General features: G+C 40.4%; 22 protein-coding genes, 1 tRNA gene and 2 pseudogenes. 13 read left to right on the top strand and 12 right to left on the bottom strand.

Features of this window, described 5'->3' with window-relative positions; genetic code table 11:
- Positions 1–12 precede the first annotated feature (12 nt).
- Positions 13–900: a hypothetical protein gene (locus tag NYZ99_RS00790; RefSeq protein WP_260573060.1), complete on the top strand. Its 888-nt coding sequence runs from the start codon at positions 13–15 to the stop codon at positions 898–900.
- A complete protein-coding gene (locus NYZ99_RS00785; RefSeq protein WP_260573058.1) occupies positions 860–1,762 on the top strand; it encodes a hypothetical protein in 903 nt (300 codons plus the stop codon). Before NYZ99_RS00790 ends, NYZ99_RS00785 begins: the two co-directional genes overlap by 41 nt.
- Before the next feature lie 5 nt (positions 1,763–1,767).
- Here the strand turns inward: NYZ99_RS00785 and NYZ99_RS00780 are convergent, their stop codons facing one another.
- The 8 genes from NYZ99_RS00780 to rseP form a co-directional block, all read right to left on the bottom strand.
- Complete coding sequence (locus tag NYZ99_RS00780) at positions 1,768–2,973, bottom strand: hypothetical protein (protein ID WP_260573057.1); 1,206 nt, start codon at positions 2,971–2,973, stop codon at positions 1,768–1,770.
- Between the two features lie 64 nt (positions 2,974–3,037).
- On the bottom strand, positions 3,038–3,694 hold the full coding sequence (locus NYZ99_RS00775; protein WP_260573056.1) for a hypothetical protein: 657 nt from the start codon (positions 3,692–3,694) through the stop codon (positions 3,038–3,040).
- A 216-nt stretch (positions 3,695–3,910) separates the two neighbouring features.
- Entirely contained in the window at positions 3,911–5,041 is a 1,131-nt protein-coding gene (locus NYZ99_RS00770) for a TonB-dependent receptor plug domain-containing protein (RefSeq protein ID WP_260573055.1), read from the bottom strand.
- 74 nt (positions 5,042–5,115) lie between these two features.
- Entirely contained in the window at positions 5,116–5,448 is a 333-nt protein-coding gene (locus NYZ99_RS00765) for a carboxypeptidase-like regulatory domain-containing protein (protein WP_260573054.1), read from the bottom strand.
- Positions 5,449–5,587: 139 nt separating this feature from the next.
- Entirely contained in the window at positions 5,588–6,112 is a 525-nt protein-coding gene (locus NYZ99_RS00760; protein WP_260573053.1) for a DUF4249 family protein, read from the bottom strand.
- Positions 6,081–6,641, bottom strand: a complete 561-nt coding sequence (locus tag NYZ99_RS00755) for a DUF4249 domain-containing protein (RefSeq protein WP_260573052.1) — start codon at positions 6,639–6,641, stop codon at positions 6,081–6,083. Before NYZ99_RS00755 ends, NYZ99_RS00760 begins: the two co-directional genes overlap by 32 nt.
- A gap of 279 nt (positions 6,642–6,920) precedes the next feature.
- Positions 6,921–6,993 (bottom strand) — tRNA-Asn (locus tag NYZ99_RS00750).
- A gap of 79 nt (positions 6,994–7,072) precedes the next feature.
- Positions 7,073–8,425, bottom strand: a complete 1,353-nt coding sequence (gene rseP, locus NYZ99_RS00745; RefSeq protein WP_260573051.1) for an RIP metalloprotease RseP — start codon at positions 8,423–8,425, stop codon at positions 7,073–7,075.
- A 161-nt stretch (positions 8,426–8,586) separates the two neighbouring features.
- Here rseP and NYZ99_RS00740 point away from each other — a divergent pair, with 161 nt between their 5' ends.
- From NYZ99_RS00740 to NYZ99_RS00700, 10 genes and pseudogenes are all read left to right on the top strand, one after another.
- Positions 8,587–9,255, top strand: a complete 669-nt coding sequence (locus tag NYZ99_RS00740) for an SCO family protein (protein ID WP_260573050.1) — start codon at positions 8,587–8,589, stop codon at positions 9,253–9,255.
- A gap of 107 nt (positions 9,256–9,362) precedes the next feature.
- Positions 9,363–9,608 (top strand): FeoA family protein, encoded by a 246-nt coding sequence (locus tag NYZ99_RS00735; protein ID WP_260573049.1) that lies wholly within the window; start codon positions 9,363–9,365, stop codon positions 9,606–9,608.
- Positions 9,605–11,824: pseudogene (gene feoB / locus NYZ99_RS00730) on the top strand (ferrous iron transport protein B). The gene NYZ99_RS00735 and the pseudogene feoB overlap by 4 nt, the downstream one beginning before the upstream one ends.
- A gap of 275 nt (positions 11,825–12,099) precedes the next feature.
- Positions 12,100–13,620 (top strand): carboxypeptidase-like regulatory domain-containing protein, encoded by a 1,521-nt coding sequence (locus tag NYZ99_RS00725; RefSeq protein WP_260573047.1) that lies wholly within the window; start codon positions 12,100–12,102, stop codon positions 13,618–13,620.
- A 124-nt stretch (positions 13,621–13,744) separates the two neighbouring features.
- Positions 13,745–14,140 carry an RNA polymerase sigma factor gene (locus NYZ99_RS00720; protein ID WP_260573046.1) on the top strand — a complete coding sequence of 132 codons (396 nt, stop codon included), beginning with the start codon at positions 13,745–13,747 and terminating at the stop codon, positions 14,138–14,140.
- 29 nt (positions 14,141–14,169) lie between these two features.
- On the top strand, positions 14,170–14,265 hold the full coding sequence (locus tag NYZ99_RS22635; protein ID WP_420845156.1) for a hypothetical protein: 96 nt from the start codon (positions 14,170–14,172) through the stop codon (positions 14,263–14,265).
- Positions 14,262–15,059, top strand: a complete 798-nt coding sequence (locus NYZ99_RS00715; RefSeq protein ID WP_260573045.1) for a zf-HC2 domain-containing protein — start codon at positions 14,262–14,264, stop codon at positions 15,057–15,059. The genes NYZ99_RS22635 and NYZ99_RS00715 overlap by 4 nt, the downstream gene beginning before the upstream one ends.
- Before the next feature lie 19 nt (positions 15,060–15,078).
- On the top strand, positions 15,079–15,444 hold the full coding sequence (locus tag NYZ99_RS00710) for a hypothetical protein (protein ID WP_260573043.1): 366 nt from the start codon (positions 15,079–15,081) through the stop codon (positions 15,442–15,444).
- A gap of 62 nt (positions 15,445–15,506) precedes the next feature.
- Positions 15,507–15,830: a DUF4097 domain-containing protein gene (locus tag NYZ99_RS00705; RefSeq protein WP_260573042.1), complete on the top strand. Its 324-nt coding sequence runs from the start codon at positions 15,507–15,509 to the stop codon at positions 15,828–15,830.
- A gap of 122 nt (positions 15,831–15,952) precedes the next feature.
- Positions 15,953–16,663: a DUF4097 family beta strand repeat-containing protein gene (locus NYZ99_RS00700; RefSeq protein WP_260573041.1), complete on the top strand. Its 711-nt coding sequence runs from the start codon at positions 15,953–15,955 to the stop codon at positions 16,661–16,663.
- On the opposite strand, the gene NYZ99_RS00695 is transcribed toward NYZ99_RS00700, so the two are convergent.
- The 4 genes from NYZ99_RS00695 to NYZ99_RS00680 all read right to left on the bottom strand — a co-directional run bounded on the left by NYZ99_RS00695 (position 16,660) and on the right by NYZ99_RS00680 (position 19,154).
- On the bottom strand, positions 16,660–17,046 hold the full coding sequence (locus NYZ99_RS00695) for a DUF423 domain-containing protein (RefSeq protein ID WP_260573040.1): 387 nt from the start codon (positions 17,044–17,046) through the stop codon (positions 16,660–16,662). The genes NYZ99_RS00700 and NYZ99_RS00695 overlap by 4 nt on opposite strands.
- Before the next feature lie 49 nt (positions 17,047–17,095).
- Complete coding sequence (locus NYZ99_RS00690) at positions 17,096–17,536, bottom strand: hypothetical protein (protein WP_260573039.1); 441 nt, start codon at positions 17,534–17,536, stop codon at positions 17,096–17,098.
- Between the two features lie 126 nt (positions 17,537–17,662).
- Positions 17,663–18,484: a ZIP family metal transporter gene (locus tag NYZ99_RS00685; RefSeq protein WP_260573038.1), complete on the bottom strand. Its 822-nt coding sequence runs from the start codon at positions 18,482–18,484 to the stop codon at positions 17,663–17,665.
- Positions 18,485–18,491: 7 nt separating this feature from the next.
- Positions 18,492–19,154 carry a metal-dependent transcriptional regulator gene (locus NYZ99_RS00680; RefSeq protein ID WP_260573037.1) on the bottom strand — a complete coding sequence of 221 codons (663 nt, stop codon included), beginning with the start codon at positions 19,152–19,154 and terminating at the stop codon, positions 18,492–18,494.
- A gap of 101 nt (positions 19,155–19,255) precedes the next feature.
- On the opposite strand from NYZ99_RS00680, the pseudogene NYZ99_RS00675 reads away from it, so the two are divergent.
- Positions 19,256–21,516, top strand: a pseudogene (locus NYZ99_RS00675) (TonB-dependent receptor).
- Positions 21,517–21,527 lie beyond the last annotated feature (11 nt).

Here is a 21,527-nt window from a genome sequence, read left to right as displayed (position 1 = left end):
ATGTCCTCCAGTTTGGTACAGGCCCAGAAGGTTATGGAAAAGAAGGAGCAAACGGAAGGGGTATCGATGCTGCCCAAAGAAAGGGTTTTTGTTCACTACAATGCCTCTTTTTTGCTTACCGGTGAATATTTGTATTATCAGGTCTATTGCATAGATTCCGGATCCTTGGGTTTTAGTGATTTAAGCAAGGTCGCCTATGTTGAATTGGTGGGGAAATCCGGGGAGGTTGTTTTTCGGCAAAAGATTATACTCGAACATGGTCGGGGCGGTGCTGATTTTTTTATCCCGACAGCGGTACCTTCGGGGGTCTATAAACTTGTGGCTTTTACGAATTGGATGCGGAACGGACCAATTTCGGATTTTTTTCAGGCGGATGTCACGATTGTAAACCCTTATAGGGAGGACCTCGGTCAATTACAACCTAGTTCGACGATCAAAAAAGACTCTCTACTAAAATTTGGGGAAGAATCTCAAGGAGTCTATGTATCAAACGAAACGAATAGCTCTATTTTATCAAACTCATTCCAAATTTCGTTGAATAAGCAATATTTTGGGAAAAGGGAAAAGGTATCCTTCTCCTTAAACTCCGAAATGAAAGAGAAGATGTACGGAAATTATAGTGTATCGGTTCGAAAAATAGATGGTGTTTTGCCGCCAGCACAACCCTCCTTTTCAGATTTTAAGGAGATTGGCACTGGCTCAGAAAACCGTAAAGAATACGCCATTGGGAATCATGACGTTTATCTGCCCGAACTTAGGGGTGAACTTTTTCAGGGAAGGGTCGAGGCCTTAAAAGAAGGTAGCTCAATAGGTGATTTAAAGGTTGCTGTTTCCATTCCAGGAGAGGACTATTATTTTTATGTGGCAAGGACTAGATACAAACGGGGAATTTTATTTTAACGTCGATTCATCTTATAGCGGAAATCAACTTGTTTTTCAGGTTTTGGGTAAAAATCCCGAAGATTACAAAATCGGTCTAAAAGAGCCATCCCCGTTGGAATATTCCGAGTTGGAATTCACCCCAAATCCCCTATTACCGGAGTTTAGGGAGGAAATACTCCAGCGAAGTATTCACAATCAGATAGAGAATTCCTATTTCCAATTTCGACCGGATTCAGCAAAAACTTTGGACACGAAACAAATTTTTGACCGTAAGGAGAAGACCACCTATTTATTGGACGACTACACCCGGTTCAAAACAGTCAGTGAAACCCTACTTGAAATCATTAAGGATGTTTCAACGGAACGTATTGCCAAAGATCAATATCTAATAAGGGTAAAAGGATACGATTATGCGTCACCTTCCGGAAATTTGCCATTGATACTCATGGACGGACAAATCATTACCGACCACGATGCCCTATTGAAGTATGATGCCCGAAATATAGAGGAAATAAAGGTATTACGGCATGAATTTATAATTGGGCCGGAACAATTTCAAGGTGCCTTGATCATAAATACCAAGAACGGCAATGGATATACAAGCTTTCAAAATGCCAATGATTCCTCGATAGTGGAAATTTTCAAACCAGAGGCCAGGAAGAACTACTTTGTGCAGCGCTATGACAATGGTAAAACCGATTCCCGTTTACCTGACGACCGTATACAATTGCTTTGGCTACCTCATAAGCACATACATAAAAATGAAGCCGATTTCAATTTTTTCACTTCGGACGTGCCTGGAATATTTGAAATAAGGATAGAGGGCCTCACCGAAGAAAACCTTCCGGTTTCGGTATGTGAAACATTTACGGTGGAATGAAACGTTCAATCGATTCCAATGGTCCAACCAAGGGCCCATTCCGGTTTCAAGGCTCCGTTTCCAGCGCCCATCGTGGTGGCTTCATTAAAAAAGAAAGTGTTGGATCCAGTGTAATTGGTTGTGGTAAAATTCATTGCCGGGCTGTCAAACTGTACGGAATCTAATTGAAGATTTCCCATGTCCACTTGTTCCATGGCCTTCTCACCAACTATATTAAAGCCTAGATTTAACTGGGACATAAAAATATCGGCCGAATAATAGTTGCCACCTTCAACGGCAAAACTCAATCCTCCTTCATTCCCTGGACTAATAATACTGACATTGACAATAGTATCCGTTTCAATGGGGTTCTCGATTCCAATTTCAGAATCACTCGTTATTTTTATGCCCGCTTTTGTAATTCCGGATATAAACCAAGAATCTCCGTTACCACTCCAATCATTGTTCAATTCTACCCCGTTCCCACCAAGTTCATTGGCCACTAACCATGATGCATTAACATTACCTCCAACAAAACGAAAGCCATTACCTAGACTTTTATAGGTCTGTAACCGGGTTACCGTTGTAAAGGAGCCGACACCATAGAATGCCACCGCATCAAAATTCTGTTCGTTATCGCTTTCCGCCCCTGCATATTCCACCCTCAGATAATTAATGACCCCGGAAGTATCCTCCAATTCGTTTCCTCCATAAAAAATGTCCAATATGTCAGATCTACCCAAATCACTTGTATTTATGGGCGCCTTGCCATGGATTACAAGACCGCCCCAATCGCCTGGTGCCGGATTTTCAGCACCCGAGGTTAATATGACAGGGTTTTCGGGTTGTCCAAATGCATTCAAGGTTCCTCCTTGGGCGACGGCAATATAAGCACCGACACCTGGGTCGGCCTTTATTACCGTACCTGCAGGGATGGATAATGAGGCTCGATCTCTTACGAGGTACGCACCCCTGAGACGATATTCAATAGCAGGGTCCAGTTGCAGGTCGCTTACCAGTTCTCCCTCCAATATACCAATGGATTCCAATGGACAAAACCCGGGACAGTCACCTCCACAATCGACGATTACCTCATTGCCGTTAAGAATCCCATCGGAACAAGAAAACCCTAGTCCTTCAGGTATTTCAGGTGCCTCCTCGCTAGAACAGGATAGACTAATAAAGAACTGCAAAGAAATAAAAATGGCAATCTTTGTTAATGAAGTTTTCATGTTTAGATGGACTTGAAAGTAGGTTTTTGTATCAATTTACTAAAACTAAAAGGTAATTGTCTAATTACTGAAACACAAAACTATATGTAAGGGATAGAAGAGGACTGTTCAATATGGAAAGTTCATAGGACCTCAATGGACTGTTAAGAAAGACATCTGCGTTTTCCGTGCCGTTTCTTTGGTTATAGTAAATGCTGTATGGATTTTTTCTCCCGTACACATTGTAAATGGTAAATGTCCAGTCGCCCTTCCATCTTTTTCCTTCCCTTTTCGTACCCACAACATTCCAGGAGAAATCAAGGCGATGGTAGGTAGGCAAGCGCGCATTGTTGCGCTCCGGAAAAAGAGGGGTCTCGATTCCCTCTATTTCCACGATGCCATTTGCGGCAGTGTATGGCCTGCCCGTTTGGGCCGTAAAATTAAAGCTCCAAGTGTTATAGGGGTCTGATTCGAAGTTGATGGTAGTGTTCAGAACATGTGTCCGGTCAAAATCGGACGGATACCAGGCATTGTTGTTGATTCTATCGCCTGGTCTCTCAATGTCCGAGCGCAACCTACTTCTAGACCACGCATAGTTGAACCAGCCGTTGACCTTTCCCTCAGGTTTTTTAAAACTGAATTCGGCCCCATAGGCTTTGCCCTGACCTTGTACCAAATCCCTATTGATGGTTTCTCCCGGAAAGAAATTCGCTCCTGGTTTATATGTCAAAACATTGGCCACGTCCCGATAATAGGCTTCCGAGACCTAACTCCATTCGAGTATCCTTTATATTCTTGTAAATTCCCAATCCGTAGCTATCGCTTACCTGTGGCCTTACAAAAGGGTTCGAGGTCTTCCACCGGGAAGTTGGTACCGGGGATGTGCTATTATATATATTCTGAAGATATTGGTTCAGTCTGGCATAGCTACCCTTTAAAGATGTTCTGTCTCCTAATTTTAGATTAAATCCCAAGCGGGGTTCCAGGGCATTATATGCTTTGACCCGATCTCCTTTTTCATAGTCCACCACTTCCAATAATTCACCGCTGGAATCGTCGAAGGTGTTCTCCGTATAGGACCTACCAACACATAATGGTTAAAACGAAGCCCCCCCGATAATGAAACATGTTCATTGGGCGACCAATTGATAGTACCATAGCCTGCGAATTCATAACTGGTCTCCTTATCCAATGAAACTGGCAAAACATTGCCGGCCGTGCCCGGGTCAAGGTCGCCCGGACTGATCCCATACCTATTGGCCTGACCCCCGATATAATAGTCCAAGGTAGTACTTGGCTTTTTGGAATACTCCGTTAGAAAGCTATAGTATTGGATATTAGATTCATAGTTGACCTCGTTGTCGCTAGCGCGCTCCGGAAATATGATTTTAGGGGTATAGTTGCCGGCTACAAAAACTGTTTTTAGATTGGCATTGTCGTTAAAGCTATGTGCCCAGTTCAAGGTGCCGTTCAAGATCCTAAAATCATATTGATTGCTTTCCGCATTTATATTCTGTATAGGTGTTACCAGATCCAATTGATAGAAATCTTTGGAAAGAAAACCTGTCAGTGTTACCTGGTCCTTATCTGTGGGCAGGTACAGAACTTTTATGGTTCCGTCATAAAATCGTGCTTTTGTATTCTTAAGACGCTCCGAAAAGATGGGTAAAAGAAAATCCGTCACTCCTGCTCTTCCCCCTGCCAAAAGCATTAATTTATCCTTGATAATAGGTGTCTCAATGTTCAATCTACTTGAAACAAGACCTATCCCCCCACTTAGTCTTAACTTGTCCACATAGGGATTCTTTACCTTTACATCAAGTACCGACGTTGCCCTCCCGCCGTATCGGGATGGAATGTTAGCCCTGTAAAGGTCCGAAGATGCAATTGCATCAGGTGTAAAAATTGAGAATAGCCCGAACAAGTGGGTAGGGTTGAATATGGGGGCATCATCCAAAAGGACAAGGTTTTGGTCCAAAGAACCTCCACGGACCGAAAGACCGTTACTGAGCTCCCCTGCGTTGTTTACTCCCGGAAGAAGGACCATGGCGCGGAGCAGATCTACTTCTCCCGCTGCCGAGGGAATCATTTTTAGTTCTCTCGGAAGATACCCTGACTACGCCCATTTGTGGCAATGTAAGGATATCATTATTACGTTTTGCTCTAAGTATAACCTCGGAGAGGGCTTCCTGCTTTTCTGAAAGTTCTATTTCCGAGAAATGTATCCTTGTTCAGTTGGACCTCCCTCACTTCCGTACCAAAACCTAAATATGCAATTGTAATACGATAATCGGCCTCGGGAAGTTCGATTGAAAACCTCCCCCGGTCATCGGATATACCTCCGCAACCACAAGGGGAAATGGATATTTCAGTATTGACCAAGGGAGTTTTAGAAGCCCCATCCATGATTTGAAAGGATAGTTCCCTGGTCCGGGCACTTGCCATACCTACCATTAAAAATATGGTATATAAAATGAAGTGCGGGCTATTCCTCATGATGGTGTTTTCGATTCATCTCTTCTGATGTCCATTCTAATTATCTATCCAGCCTTCGGGCTCAATTCCTGTTCTAAATCTACCTTCCACACAGGGTGCTATGGTTATATTGGGATTGAACGGTGGGTTAGGTTCTACACTAATGCTGGGTGCAGGATCCACCTGATTCCTCCAGAATATTTGTCCGATCGATAAAAATGGATGCTGTAGATGTGGATGTTGCGGTAAACCTACCCAATATGATCTCGTCCCCATCATTCGGGTTGATGATATTTCCCACCACCGCAGAAGGTGGGGGCGCATCAAAATTCCCGTTATTGTCAACTATATCCTTAAGTCTTCTATAATACTGGTAGGCATCGAAAGACAACGACAATTGGTCAACGAACACCAGGATATCCTCGTTCGTATAAAGGAGTACATCCGCGACAGGCAGGTCGCTCACCAAGTTACCGTTATTGAACTCATCATCGAATATCTCTATGGACTCGTTGTAACGAATGGTCCAACACTCTTGATCACATTGATAGGTAAAGTAGGGATAGAAGCGTGCGCGGGAATCATCCACGCAGATACCATTTCTTAAAATACCACCTGTACATATTTCACATACAAAGAGCTTTTCAAAAGATCTAAACCGCCGTGAAATAATAATTCTTGTCATTTGGAGTATCGTTAAAACTAACCGAAACCGAATGACCGGGAACGAATTTTTGTGAGTCCTCCCTAAAAAGAAGCTCTTTTTCATAGGTTGCTTTTATATCGACAATCGGGACTGGTTGTAGTACCGTTTCGGGAAGGGAACGATATCGCCTGCCATCGGCCAAGAGAATGTTCAATTCCCAGGTCTCACCGGGAACTACAACAAAATCTTCCGGGGGCACATAAGTATCCAGTTGTTCTTGTAATATCACTTCTTCCCCCGATTCCAAATTTATAAAACGTACTTGGGCACCTAGCTCAAAGATGTTCCTGTAGATTCCGAACTCCGAACTTGTCCTATTGATATTGACATAGGAAGTGCCGGGTTCGGAAGAGGCCAGCCCTTCGATAATCATAAGGCCGTCCACATACTCATATTCAGGTGCTACGGGATCGATACAGCCCAAAAAAAGTAAAACAATAGCGACCCTGGGCATTAGACCCAACTTCCTTAGATAGAAAAACACCCTTAAGAAACTGTTTCTAAACATCTTACCTATTGTAAATGGGGAATCATTGAATGTAATTTAACTCGTAATCCTGTAAATTACCCTTAAATAGATATAAATATTTAGAATTGGCTTATGCTCAATAGTATCCTTTTTACTTAATACGGCTAGACTTATATTTATGCTTAACCAGAATATCAAATAAATAGTCCGAATCAAAAATGTAAAATATTAAATTTTCAATTCGAAGAAAGCACGCCAAAAGCACGCCACTAAATAAAAAAAGCAGCTACATTTTTATGTAACTGCTTGATTTTAAAGCTCCCCCTCTTGGGCTCGAACCAAGAACCTCTGATTAACAGTCAGATGCTCTAACCAACTGAGCTAAGGAGGAAAATACCGTATTTGTCCTTTAAAGCGGGTGCAAATATAAATTTTTTTTAAACTTTGCCAAACAAAAAAAAGTGGTTTTTCTATTTAAATAACCATTTGTATAAATCGTTGCCATTTGCAAACAACAATAAGGCGATCAGTAAAAAGAAACCGGTCATTTGGGCGTATTCCAAAAACTTATCGCTTGGCTTTCTTCCTGTAACTATTTCATACAGTAGGAACATTACATGGCCCCCATCCAAAGCAGGAATGGGAAGTATGTTCATAAAGGCCAAAATAATGGAAATGAAAGCGGTAGCGCTCCAAAATGCAGGCCAGTCCCATCCATCAGGAAATAGACCTCCAATAGCGGCAAATCCCCCAACACCCTTATAGGCGCCCGTAGAAGGATTGAAAATCTTCTTCATCTGTTTTACATAGCCGCCTAGCGTATTCACGCCCTTTTCTATACCCGCGGGTATAGACTCCAAGAAGGAATAGTCTACCTTTTGAATTTTAAAATAGCCGTTTTCCGCATATTCCTCAAAACTATTGTACCCCGCAAAAACACCAAGTTTTCCTTCCTCAGTTACTTCTGCCTCAACAGGAAAAGTTCTAGTGCCACGCCTAATAGTAAGCTGGACTTTTCCTCCCTTGTTCTGCTCTAAAATAGGTACGACCTCATCCTGGTATTCCACTTGGGTACCGTTAATGCCCACAATGGCATCACTTTGCTGTAAACCAATAGTTGCATTGGGTGAATCTTCCGGTACTTCGCGTATTACAAATGGAGTTCTCAAACTTAAAAAACGCGCCCTATCTTCATCCTCCAATAACGTGGCGATAAAGTCCACCGGAATTTCCTGGTCAAAAGTTCTTCCGTCCCTTTGAATCGTAATCGTATTACCGTTGATGATTTCCAAAGGTAGGGAACCAAATTTCTCCACCTTTTCACCATCTACGGCGGTAATCAAATCCCCAGTTTTTATACCTAATTCATCACCTATATTCTTTTCCGTAACCAAAAAACCATCCTTTAGACTATCCGCAGGTATATATTCCTCCCCGTAAGAAAAGGCCATACCTATGTAAATGATGACGGCCAGTATAAAATTGACCGTAACCCCACCCAACATGATAATCAAACGTTGCCAAGCCGGTTTGCTTCTAAACTCCCAGGGTTTGGGTTCCTCCTTCATTGCCTCAGTATCCATACTTTCATCTATCATACCGGCAATCTTTACATATCCGCCCAAAGGAAGCCAACCAATACCATATACCGTCTCGCCTATTTTCTTTTTAAAAAGGGAAAATTTTACGTCAAAAAACAGATAAAATTTCTCTACCCTGGTCTTGAATAGCTTGGCGGGTATAAAATGTCCAAGTTCATGAAGCACAATCAATAAAGAAAGGCTTAAAAAAAACTGGATAGTCTTAATGGCAATGGGACTCATTTACGTCTTCTAAAGTTAAAATCGGACAAAAGTACAGTTTTACGGAGTCTTAAAAAAAGAAACTCGTTATACACTCTCTATTTTTAAGAATATTTTGGCTTCCTCCCTAGATAAAAACTTGAATCCCAAAACATACTACCGTACCTTTGCCAAAAAAGAAAATGCGCTCTTTCTTTGAAAGATTCAAGTTTTTTGCATTGGTCATGTTGGGTATCTCCGCAGTGATAATATACCTCTTTTATAATGCACTTCAGCCTAAAAAAACACTTCCTATCTATACTCCGGCCATGGTGAATACTGAATTGGTTGCAGAAGAAATTCAGCACATACGTAAGTATCATACCATTGCGGACTTCTCCCTTGTAAACCAAAATGGCGATACCATAACCCAAGAAGACTACAGGGACAAAATTTATATTGCGGATTTTTTCTTTACTACCTGCCCCACCATTTGCCCTATTATGACCAAAAATATGGCAGCTATCCAAGATAAGGTAGGAGATGATGTAATGCTACTCTCCCACTCCGTTACCCCGCAAATAGATACCGTCCCACAATTAAAAAAATATGCCCTGGAAAAGGGGGTAGATGATTCTAAATGGAATTTAGTCACGGGAGACAAGAAACAAATCTATGAATTGGCACGCAAGTCCTATTTGGCCGTAAAAACGGATGGGGATGGTGGGCCCTATGACATGATCCATACGGAGAACTTTATCCTAATCGATAAAAATAGACGCATTAGAGGATTTTATGATGGCACTGATGAGGAGGAAGTTCAAAGACTATTGGAGGATTTGAAAATACTTAAATCCAATTACAAGGAATAGAAATAATACCTGATAAAAGAGCACTCTAACCGATATACCCCCAATAATTCTTGTTTATGATAAAAATTGCGTTATTTTTGCTTAATTATATTGAATCTAAATAAGAATTGGAGACAACGGTTGCGCGCTTAAAGAGAGGTCAAAAAGGAATAATTAAAGAGTTCACTGAGGATTTACTACCCATTAAACTTCGCGAATTAGGTTGTTTACCGGGCAACGAGGTAGAATTGGTTCAAGTGGCCCCGCTCAAAGACCCCATTTATATTAATGTAAATGGTTCCCATATTGCTATAAGGCGTGTAATTGCCGAGCAAATTGCCTTGGAGATTATTGATGAAGATAGGTCGCTATGAGTAAACAAATCAATGTAGCGCTTATTGGAAATCCCAACACCGGAAAAACCTCTGTGTTCAATCAATTGACCGGTCTCAACCAAAAAGTTGGTAATTATCCGGGCATTACCGTTGAAAAAAAGGAAGGAATCTGTAAGCTTCCAAGGGGTGTAAGGGCACACATCATTGACTTACCTGGTACGTACAGCTTAAACACGACCTCCTTGGACGAGAGCGTTGCCGTTGAACTTCTATTGAACAAGAATGACAAAGACCATCCGGATGTTGCACTTGTAATTTCGGATGTTGAGAATCTAAAGCGAAACCTGCTTCTTTTTACCCAAATCAAGGATTTAAAGATTCCTGCCATTTTGGTCATTAATATGGCCGATCGCATGACTCGAAAAGGTATTAGCATCGATATATCCCTTTTAGAAGAAAAACTCAATGCCAAAATAGCATTGGTAAGTACCCGAAAAGGTACGGGAATAGAACGGTTAAAAGATCTTATCGCAGACTATAAAAGCCTTTCAAAAGCTCCTAATGTAGACACTACGGTCATTGATCCTGAATATTTTGATAAACTTAAAAAGACGTTTCCAAAGGAGGACATCTATAAATTATGGTTGGTCATTACGCAGGATGTCAACTTCATGCCTATAGAAAAAAACCTGATCAAAGATGCTTCCTCTTTTAGCACCAAAACGAAATCAGAATTAAAAAGACTTCAACAAAAGGAAACTATACTAAGGTATCAGTTTATCAATGGTATTTTAAAGGAGACGTATAAGGTAGATATAAACGCGGCCAAAGGTTTTAGGGCGACCCTGGATAAAGTGTTGACCCATAAAATTTTAGGCTATCTTATTTTCTTTATTATTCTTCTCACCATATTTCAAGCAATTTATGGTTGGAGTGAATATCCCATGGATATGATAGATGGGTTTTTCGCCTCTGCCACGGAATGGGTAAAGGACACCTTACCGCCCGGCGTATTTACCAATCTTATAGCGGAAGGTGTATTGGCCGGTATTGGTGGCATCGTCATTTTTATACCCCAAATTGCCTTTCTTTTCCTGTTCATCTCCCTCTTGGAGGAAACCGGATATATGAGTAGAGTGGTCTTCTTAATGGACCGGATTATGAGGCCCTTTGGTCTTAGCGGTAAAAGTGTGGTGCCATTGATTTCAGGGACCGCTTGTGCCATTCCGGCGGTTATGGCAACCTGAACTATAGAAAATTGGAAAGAGCGGTTGATTACTATTCTCGTTACACCCTTTACGACCTGTTCCGCTAGATTACCAGTGTACCTGATCATCATAGCCTTGGTTATTCCGGAAGGGCATTTTACGGGACTCAGCTTTAAGGCCCTGACCTTAATGCTCCTTTATCTTCTAGGATTTGCCGCCGCTATCTTATCTGCGATGGTATTGAACAAGATCCTGAAAATAAAAAGCAGATCCTTCTTTGTCATTGAACTCCCTAACTATAAATTACCCTTATTGAAAAATGTGGGATATACCGTTTTGGAAAAGACAAAGAGTTTCGTGTTTGGGGCAGGAAAAATTATTTTGGCGATTTCTATTATCCTTTGGTTCTTAGGTTCCAACGGCTTTTCCGAAGATTTCAAAAATGCGGAATCCATTGTCGAAAAAAGGGTGGAGAAAGATGGATTTTCTACCTACAGCAAAACGTACATCAACAATAACCTAGGACAATATCAAGAAGACTTGGCGAATAGGGATATGCAGCCTACCATTCTACAGGATTCCGTTCAAAGGATGAACAAGGTGTTGGAACAGCGAGCTTTGAATCAGGAGATTGCTAGCTATAAATTGGAGCACTCATATATGGGCTACATGGGCAAGGCTATTGAACCCATAGTGGAACCTTTGGGTTATGACTGGAAAATTGGGATTGCAGTATTGACTTCCTTCGCTGCTAGGGAGGTTTTTGTCGGAACTTTGGCCACTATCTATAGCGTTGGTAATGATGAGGAAGAGACCATAAAAAATAGAATGGCCGCAGAGGTGAACCCCGTAACCAAGAGACCTTTGTTCAATTTGGCCTCGGGTATTTCCTTATTGCTTTTTTATGCATTTGCCATGCAGTGCATGAGCACTTTGGCGATTGTTAAAAGGGAAACCAACTCTTGGAAATGGCCGACCTTTCAATTGGTTTTTATGAGTCTATTTGCCTATATTATAGCCTTAATCGCTTATCAAATGTTAAAATAAATGGAGATACTACAACACATATTGGTCTATATTACTTTGGCAATTTCTGTGGGCTATCCGGCATATAAATTTATTTTACCAAAACATTTGTTCTCCAATGGCAAAAAAGCCAATAAAGCTTGTGGGCAAGATGATTGTGGTTGTCATTAGCACCTCTTTATGTACTCCTTATATATTCGCATTGTTAATAGAACAATAAAAATTTCACAATAATATCCAAAAGGGCATGGTTTTATACATTTGGATACTTTAGTTTGTAATCCTATCAAACTTTTATGAACAGAACACTAGCCATTATCTTTTGGGGTCTTTCAGTATTTTTTGGTCATTTCTTGTTCGCCCAAAACGTATCATCTACTATTGTAGATAGTACAACACAACAACCTGTGCCTTATGCCACCGTTATTCTGAACAATAAGGGGGTTATTACCAATGAGGAAGGTAAATTCAGTTTTTTGTTAGAGGATACTATTGAAGAAACGGATTCTCTCTTCATTTCCTGTATTGGTTATGAATCTATTGGGAAACCCCTACGGGAGTTTACAGGCAATACCATACTATTGAGCCCAAAGGCTATAGAGCTAAGGGAGGTAATCGTTTCGAACAAGAATTACTCCCCTGAGGAAATTCCGGAATTGGTAGAGGATAACCTTGAAAAAAATTACAAGAATGGCTTTACTAAAAAGCGATTGTTCCTGCGCGAATCTTATTCCAATTATATCGAAAAATCGGATTATCGAATTAAAGAATCTACGATTCCTGCACTGAACAGGCAATTCTTGGATAGCGTATTACAATCCATTCCTGCCAACGACACCTATTATACCGAGGTACTTGGGGACCTATACGGGATCGATGATGAGGACGAACAGAAACTGGACCTTATAAAAGCTTCGGAACTATATGATAAGAGAAGCCGACTAGATCTTGAAAACCTGGAAGACAGGTTTAATGATATCATTAAAAATAATGTAAAAACCGATTCCTATTTCAAAGTGAAGTCGGGCTTATTTGGAACCAAGTTGGATGCAGAGGAACTTTTTGAACAAGAGGTCGACTCAAATGAAGTGGAATCGCTCAATAAGAAATTGGAGGAAACCACGGAACGTATGAAGTTTTTCTCCAACTACAAAAGAAGGACGCTTGCCAATCTATATACAAATCTTCCCATCTTTGAAGATTCTGACTATAATGTATTGTGGAAACCCAACAGGTACGAACTTATCCTTGAAGAGTTTACCTATATTGGGGATAAGCCTTTATATGTCATTGATTTTAAACCAAAGCGCTCTGAAGATTTTCAAGGAAAGCTCTACATAGACGCCAATGATTTTGCCCTTGTGAAAATGGACTTTGAAAACGTGGAACCGCTGAGAAAGTTCAGTCTCTTGGGAGTTTCACTAAATGAATACCTCGCCAAGGGAAGCATTCTATTTGGCAAGGATGCTGATGGCAGGTATAGTCTACGCTATTATGAAATCACCAAAGGAAATAGGGTAGGTTTTAAAAGGCCCGTAAAGATTATTGAAAAGAACAAAAATGTGAAAGGACGTAGGAAGCAGAACGAACTACATTTAAAAATTGATGCTGCTTTTAACGGTAGGAACAAATATGAAGTGGTGGTATTTGAAACTGAACCCATAACCGAAGGTTCTTTCAACTCCTTTACCGAAAAGAAAGATGTACTGCCCCAATATATGCCCAAGTACGACCCTGAATTTTGGAAAGGGTATACCATCATGGAACCCAATATGGCCATAAAGGAATTCACATCGGAGGTAAAAAAAGAGAATTAAACAATTCCTATATCTACTAGAAAAAATCGCTTTTACACTGTGAGAGCGATTTTTTTTATGTCCAAGTGTAACCTTTTGTAATTTCCGGACTATATAAGACAAAGGATCAACTAAAGAACACCTTTTGAAAGCACTAACCAACGAAGAATTAATGACATCGGTAGCCAATGGCGAACTGGACACTTTAAAGATTCTCTTTGAAAGGCACCATGTTCATGTCTTTAACTTCTTGTATAAGATGTGCGGAGATAGAATGTTAAGTGAGGATTTGACCCAAGAGGTCTTTTATAAGGTCATGAAATACAGGTCAACCTATAATAATGGAAGTTTTGTTTCTTGGCTATTCACCATCGCACGCAACTGTTTAAAGACCCATTTTAAAAAGAGTAGGATACATGATGATATTGAAAATGTTGCTTTTAAACTGGTGACCGAGAATGATAATAAATCAGAGGAATACTCCCAATTGCAAATAGCACTTTCCAGGTTGAACGAATCTGATAGGGAACTTCGGTTTTAAACAGGTTTCAAGAAATAAAATATAAGGAATTGGCAGAAATCACCGGAAGTACCCCAGGTGCCATAAAAACAAAAGTTAGCAGAGCTTTAAAGAAATTAAAGTCTATTTATTTGAATGAATTATGAAAGCATTGCACGAAAAAATCGAACCACTATTACCCCTGTACCTTGAAGGAAGCCTAGACTCCGAGGAAATTAAATTGGTGGAAGGACATATCGAGGTTTGTGAAGATTGCAAAAGGGAACTCCAAGAATTTGAAAGTCTATCCAAAGCCTTTGAGGAGGAGAAAATTATAGAACCTTCGAAGAACGTGGAAATTGAATTTCTAAAAGCCTTGGAAGAAGAAAAAAGGAAACAAAATCCTGTAGTTCAGTTCAATGAAAAAACTACTGAAACCCTTTCTTTCAAGACCATATACCGAATAGCTGCCGGGGTAGCATTGCTCATTGGAGCATTTATGATGGGAAGATTACAGGAATCAAGAAAGTCAGAGCTGGAATACGCTCTATTACAAAATGAAACGTTACGAATAAAGGAAACTGCCATGCTCTCTTTGATGGATAATCAATCTGCTAGCAAGCGTATTCAGGGTGTCAATTATATTGAGGAGTTTTCAGAACCCGATGAGGATATTCTAAGAGCTTTGACAGATCGAATGCTTTTGGACGAAAACACCAACGTACGCATGGCAGCCGTAGAAGCGCTATCCAATTTTACCACCTCAGAGCTCGTAAAAATGGCATTCGTAGATGCTTTGGAAAAAGAAAAAAATCCAAGCGTTCAAATAGCCATAATTAAAAATTTGGTCAGGATTCAGGAAAAAATGGCCTCTGAACCCATGAAAAAACTTTTGGAAAAAGAGGATACACAACCATTTATCAAAGAAGAGATCAAAAAAGGATTACCACAAATTATATAAACATCAAAAAACGAAAATCATGAAAAAATTCACATTATTTCTATTAATAGGCTTTCTCTCATGGGGCCTACAGGCTCAATCAGAATTTAGTAAACCCTTAAGCGGAATCGATTGGGTAAAGATTGAAACAAAATCCAATATCATGGTCAAGACCCATGACAAGAATGAAATGCTTATTAAGATAAGTGATCCAAAACCTAAGCGAGAAAAAGCCCAAGGCCTTAAACTTTTAGGAGCTTCAGGTACGGACAATACCAATATTGGATTCAATGTGGCCCAAGCAGGCAACAATTTAATCGTGGAGAATATTCGCAAAAACCAAGAAGCGGAAATCTACTTGCCCAAATCCCGAACATTGCCGTTACCAACTCTTGGGGAGGGCTAATTACCGTCTCGGGCTTTTCGGGGGAAGTAGAGGCCAACTCTAACCTCAATGGGCAATTGGTATTGGAAAATCTATCGGGTCCTGTTACGGCTTACTCTTTAAACCATGGAATTCAGATTACGTTTGACGATGTTAGGCCGAATGCGCCCATCGTTTTAAGCACCACCAATGGTGAAATTGATGTTACCATACCAGCGACCGCCAAGGCAAACCTTGAACTGAGCACCTGGAACGGGGACATATACTCCAATTTCGATATTTCAAGACCTGACAAGGACGGACTTAAATCCATATCCAGCAAAAATATTAAAGGAGCCATCAATGGAGGAGGAGCTACTTTAAAGCTTAATTCTACCAACGGAAATATCTATTTAAGAAAAAAGTAAACCAATCGAGAAATAAAATAACGGCCATTCGTTGGCCAAAAAATTAAAATTCAGAGGCAATCACTTAGGGTACGATACCCTTTGGCGGTGCCAATAAAACAATCATTAAAAAACGAACAGTTATGAAAAAATTAGTAAGTATCCTAATCTTTGGCCTAATCAGCCTTAGCCTATCCGCGCAAAAAACAATTGAAGAAAATATATCCTATACAAATCAATACATAGATATTGAAATGAAATTTGCTTCGGACATCAATATTAAAACATGGGAAAAGTCATCAGTATATATTAAGGCCGATATACAGATGAAGGATGAACAATATTTAGATCTTTTTAAATTGGACATCGAGAACAATGCCAATAAAATCAAGGTCACCTCCAATTCAGAATCCGTATTCAAAAAAATGTGGGAGGACTACGAAAAGAAATACGGCAAGAAAAAATATTACTTTTCTGGTGAGAATGAATATGAATTCAATTATACGGTGTATGTACCCAAAAATGCTAGGTTTAAGGTGAGTAGTATAAACGGGGATATGCGATCGGACATTATTGAAGGAGACTTTACGGCAGAACTAATCAATGGAAATATTGACATTACAAAATTTACCGGAAACTTGGACCTCAGCACCATTAATGGGGAAATAGACCTTAAAATGACCGATGTAAGCTTAGTAGCGGAAACCATTCATGGGGATATCTATGCCGATGAAAAATTGAAGTTTGAATATGCCGACAGACATGTGGGATCTAAAATATCGGGCAAAACGGCCAATGGTACCAACAAATTGAAATTGAACACCATTAATGGCAATATGTACCTTAGATATTAAAAAAGGTTTCTGATCAGGTTATAAAATAATAAACTCCAACCAACAACCAACAAAAGTCCTCCGAGGGGAGTAACTGGACCTAAAAATTTCAGTTTCTTCCCTTTTGATGCGCTTACACATAAACCATAAATGCTAAAGGAAAAAAGCAATGTGCCCAAAATAAAACTGAACACCATATAGTGCTCTAACTTAGTTTCCAAATTGAAATTAAACCCTATCATCAATAGTACCAAAGCATGGTACATTTGATATTTGACGCCCGTCTCAAAACTGTTCATTTGGTCTTGGGTAAAGGACTTTTTTAATCTGTGGGCCCCGAAAGCTCCCAAGATAATCCCTAACAAGCCAAAAAGTGCCCCTATAACTTGGGAAAGTAAAACCATAAAAGTCAGTGAAAAGTTAAAAACAACTGCAATTTACAAAGCAATAGTTTTAGTTGGGTACCATTCCCTTCGTTAATTTCTCCTGTAACCCATTGAACATGACAACGGTCTCCATGGAATCTTTGAGATTAAAGTACAGTTTTATAGAATCATTGTAGACAAGCTTAATTTTAGGTTGGGAGATGTTGTCCACAAAAACATAGATTTTTTTATCAGTTAGGGAATCCTTGAATTCCTGAAAAATCCCCTTTTCCTTTTCGAGTGCGGAGAAACCATTCAATCGAATCATAGGAGGAATTCTTTCCACAAGCACAACACTGTCCAAATCCGAGTAAGACACCTTCTCTATGTAAAAACCCGACACTAATTGGATATGATCTGGAGCGGTTTTAATCCAGTTTCTATAATGCATGGTCAATACCGAGACACAAACTATTACAGTTATGACCAACAATAAATTCCAAAACCAGTGCCTCTTTTTAGAAACCATCTATTTTTTATTCCGTTAGCATCATTCATTAATTTCCATCCTTTTTGGACGGAACGGATATATATTCAATAAGTATAACTACGGATTCCCGGAAAAATTATTTGAGCTTCTCCTTGGAAATTGTCCCTACCCCAAACCAACGTCCAAAGTCATCATAATAATAAAGCCCCCTATAAAGCCCATGGTAGCAATATCTGTGTATTTGTCCTGTTGTGTTTCCGGAATTACTTCTTCCACTACCACAAAAATCATTGCCCCTGCGGCAAAAGAAAGGGCATAAGGTAGAATGGGTTGAAATGTGAGTACGGCCCACGCACCCGTAACCCCTGCGATGGGTTCCACAATGGCTGAGGCCTGTCCAAATAAAAAGCTCTTTTTTCTACTAAGACCATGCCTTCTTAAGGGCATGGCTACAGCAAAACCCTCCGGGAAATTTTGTAAGCCAATGCCCAGGGCCAAGGCCACCGCTCCCCCAATGGAAGCTCCATCAAAACCAGCGGCAACACCACCAAATAGCACACCTACCGCAAGTCCTTCCGGAATGTTGTGTAAGGTAATGGCCGGAGTCAACAAGGTAGTTCTGTGCCAAGGAGTATTGACACCTTCTGCCTCGCTTTCCTTAAAATTAATATGTAAGTGAGGAAGAATTTTATCCAGCCCAAAAATAAAACCTGCTCCCAACAAAAAGCCCACAGCGGCGGGAATCACCTTAACAAAACCCTCTCCGGGGCTCATTTCAATCCCTGGGGCCAGCAAACTCCAAAAACTGGCGGCGACCATTACTCCACCCGTAAAACCTAACATACCATCCAAAACGGCCCTATTCATGGTTTTAAAGAAAAACACCAGTGCCGCTCCCGCTGCCGTAAGTCCCCAAGTAAAAAGGGTAGCATATAAAGCTGCTAAAACAGGATTTATTGATTCAAAATAAGTTATTACCGAATCCATACTATGATTATTTATTTTCTAAAATTTCTAAAAACAGGTTGGAAGCAATTTGATCGGATATTCTCATTTCCCTGTCATTGATGACAATGCTCACCGAACCATCAAAATCCTCACGTTCTATTATTCTTAGACTATCCCCCAAAGAGATTTTGTTTTTGTCCAAAAACTTTAAAAATGCTACGGAAGAATCATTGACCCCAACGCAAACACCTTTGGAACCAACAGGAAGTTCACTTATTAATTTTTTGACCGATTTTTTAAAGACTCCCTCCTTCGATGGAATGGGATCTCCATGTGGATTCACCCTTGGATTTCCTAGATAAGTATCCAATTTATCGATGAGCTTATCGCTTTTAATGTGCTCCAGTTGCTCAGCGACCTCATGAACCTCATCCCAAGCAAAATCCAATTTATCCACCAAGAAAACCTCCCATAATCGGTGCTTTCGAACTATGGAAAGCGCAGTAAGCCTACCTTTTTCGGTTAAGGATACTCCCTTGTACTTCTTGTAGTTTACCATATTCTTTTCGGACAGTTTCTTCACCATATCCGTTACGGAGGAGGGTTTGGTTGCCATTTGATCCGCAATGGCATTTGTGGATATAGATTCCTCTTGTCCACTACTTAAATGGTAAATGGTCTTTATATAATCTTCTTCAGAGAGCGTCATATCATTTTTATGTAAAGCTAAATTACATTTTTATATCTAAAAACAAATATTTAGTTTTGTCTAAATTAAATTTTAGTAAAATTAAAATATAATTTTAGATAATGCTTTTTAGAATCCTATTTATACTCCTGTTCGTTCTCAGTGCCATTAGGGCCATGGGGCAGTATGCAAGCATATCCGGAACAGTTACCTCGGAGAATCAGACACTACCTTTTGTAAACATTTATCTTAAAAATACCCCAATGGGTACCTCATCTGATGAATTGGGTTCGTATTCCATGAAGGAGATAGCACCTGGATTCTATACACTTATCGCATCAGTAATGGGGTATACCCCTTACACACAAAGGATTACCCTAGAGGAAAACCGGAAACTGGTTCTGAATATTGATTTGGAAGCTACTACGGAAAGCTTGGACGAAATGGTCGTTACCGGGACCCTTAAAGCGGTCAGTCGCTCCGAAAGCCCCGTACCGGTTGAGGTGTATAGCCCCACATTCCTTAAAAAAATCCCACTGCCAGTATTTTTGAGGCCTTACAAAACGTAAATGGCGTACGGCCCCAAATCAACTGTAACGTCTGCAATACTGGGGATATTCACATCAATGGCCTAGAAGGACCCTATACATTGGTACTTATTGATGGGATGCCTATCGTGAGCGGTTTGGGAACAGTTTATGGATTATCGAGTATTCCAAATTCTCTCATTGAACAGGTGGAAATCGTAAAAGGGCCAGCTTCCAGTTTGTACGGGAGCGAGGCCGTTGGAGGTTTGATCAATATTATCACCAAGAATAATCTGGAGGCTCCCGATTTTGCTGCCGACGCCTTTTTGACAGGTTGGGGAGAATACAATTTAGATCTTGGTGCCAAAATAGATGTTGGGCAAAAATCCAATGTCCTATTGGGCATCAACTACTTCAATTTTGATCAATTAGTAGACAACAACGGGGATAATTTTACGGATTTAACCCTACAGGATCGTGTATCGGTCTTTCAAAAGTGGAGCTTTCAGCGTAATGAAAACCGGATATTCTCCTTGGCGGGACGCTATTTTTATGAGGACCGATGGGGCGGAGAATTGCAATGGACCCCGAATACCGTGGCGGAGACGAGATATATGGTGAAAGCATTTACACCAGTCGATGGGAAATCTTGGGAAAATACCAACTTCCGCTCAAGGAAAAACTGCTGTTTTCCTTTTCATATAATGATCACAGTCAAAATTCGGTATATGGTGATACCCCGTATTTGGCCGACCAACGCATCGGATTTTCCCAGTTGACCTGGGATAAGAAATTGGGGGTTCATGATCTGTTGTTGGGTACATCGCTTAGATATAATTATTACAACGATAATACCCCTGCCACCAATCTAGCGGACGAAGTATGGATTCCCAGTGTATTTCTCCAGGATGAAATCGTCCTGGCCCGTAAACACTCCTTGTTGTTAGGCCTTAGGTACGATTATGACAGAAGACATGGGGCTATTTATACACCCGAACAGCCTATCGATTTAAGGTAGCGGAAAATGACATCCTTCGCTTAAACGCAGGAACAGGTTTTAGAGTGGTAAACCTATTTACAGAAGAACATGCCGCCTTAACCGGTGCTAGGGAGGTCATTGTCACTGAGGCATTGGAACCGGAGCGTTCATTTAATGTGAATCTTAATTACCTTAAAAAAATGTATGGCTCCAACGGTACTTTTGCCAGCATAGATGCATCTCTCTTTTACACTCGGTTCAGCAATGCCATTTTACCAGATTATGATACCAACCCCAATCAGATAATCTACGATAATTTAGATGGCTTCTCAGAATCTAAAGGCATAAGCGCCAATTTGGATATAGTATTCCAAAATGGATTCAAATTTCTATTGGGTGCCACATTACAGGATGTGAGTCAGACTGAAAATGGAATCAAGACACGACAAATACTTACCGAAAGCTACACGGGCACCTGGAATTTGGGATACACCTTTCAAAGTATAGATTTAATGGTAGATTATACCGGAAATCTATATGGCCCTATGCGATTGCCCACCTTAGGGGATTCCGACCCTAGAAGCGATTACTCCCCGCTTTGGAGCATCCGTAATATCCAGTTCACTTACAAGGGACTAACAGGTTTTGAAATTTATGGAGGTATTAAAAACTTATTGGATTGGACACCAAATCGAGGCAATCCTTTTATCATAGCCGAGCCAACGACCCCTTTGACAGAGAAGTAGTGTTTGATGCCAATGGCAATCCCACCGCTACTCCTAATAATCCAAATGCACTGACTTTTGACCCTTCCTATGTGTATGGATCCAATCAAGGAATACGAGGATTTTTAGGTTTACGCTATAGGCTCAATTAATACCTTTTGGA

Origin of the sequence: Maribacter litopenaei (genome assembly GCF_025244665.1) — a bacterium.
GTDB classification, from domain to species: domain Bacteria; phylum Bacteroidota; class Bacteroidia; order Flavobacteriales; family Flavobacteriaceae; genus Maribacter; species Maribacter litopenaei.
The sequence above is the reverse complement of the archived record's forward strand: the minus strand, read 5'-3'. Positions and strand labels throughout refer to the sequence as shown.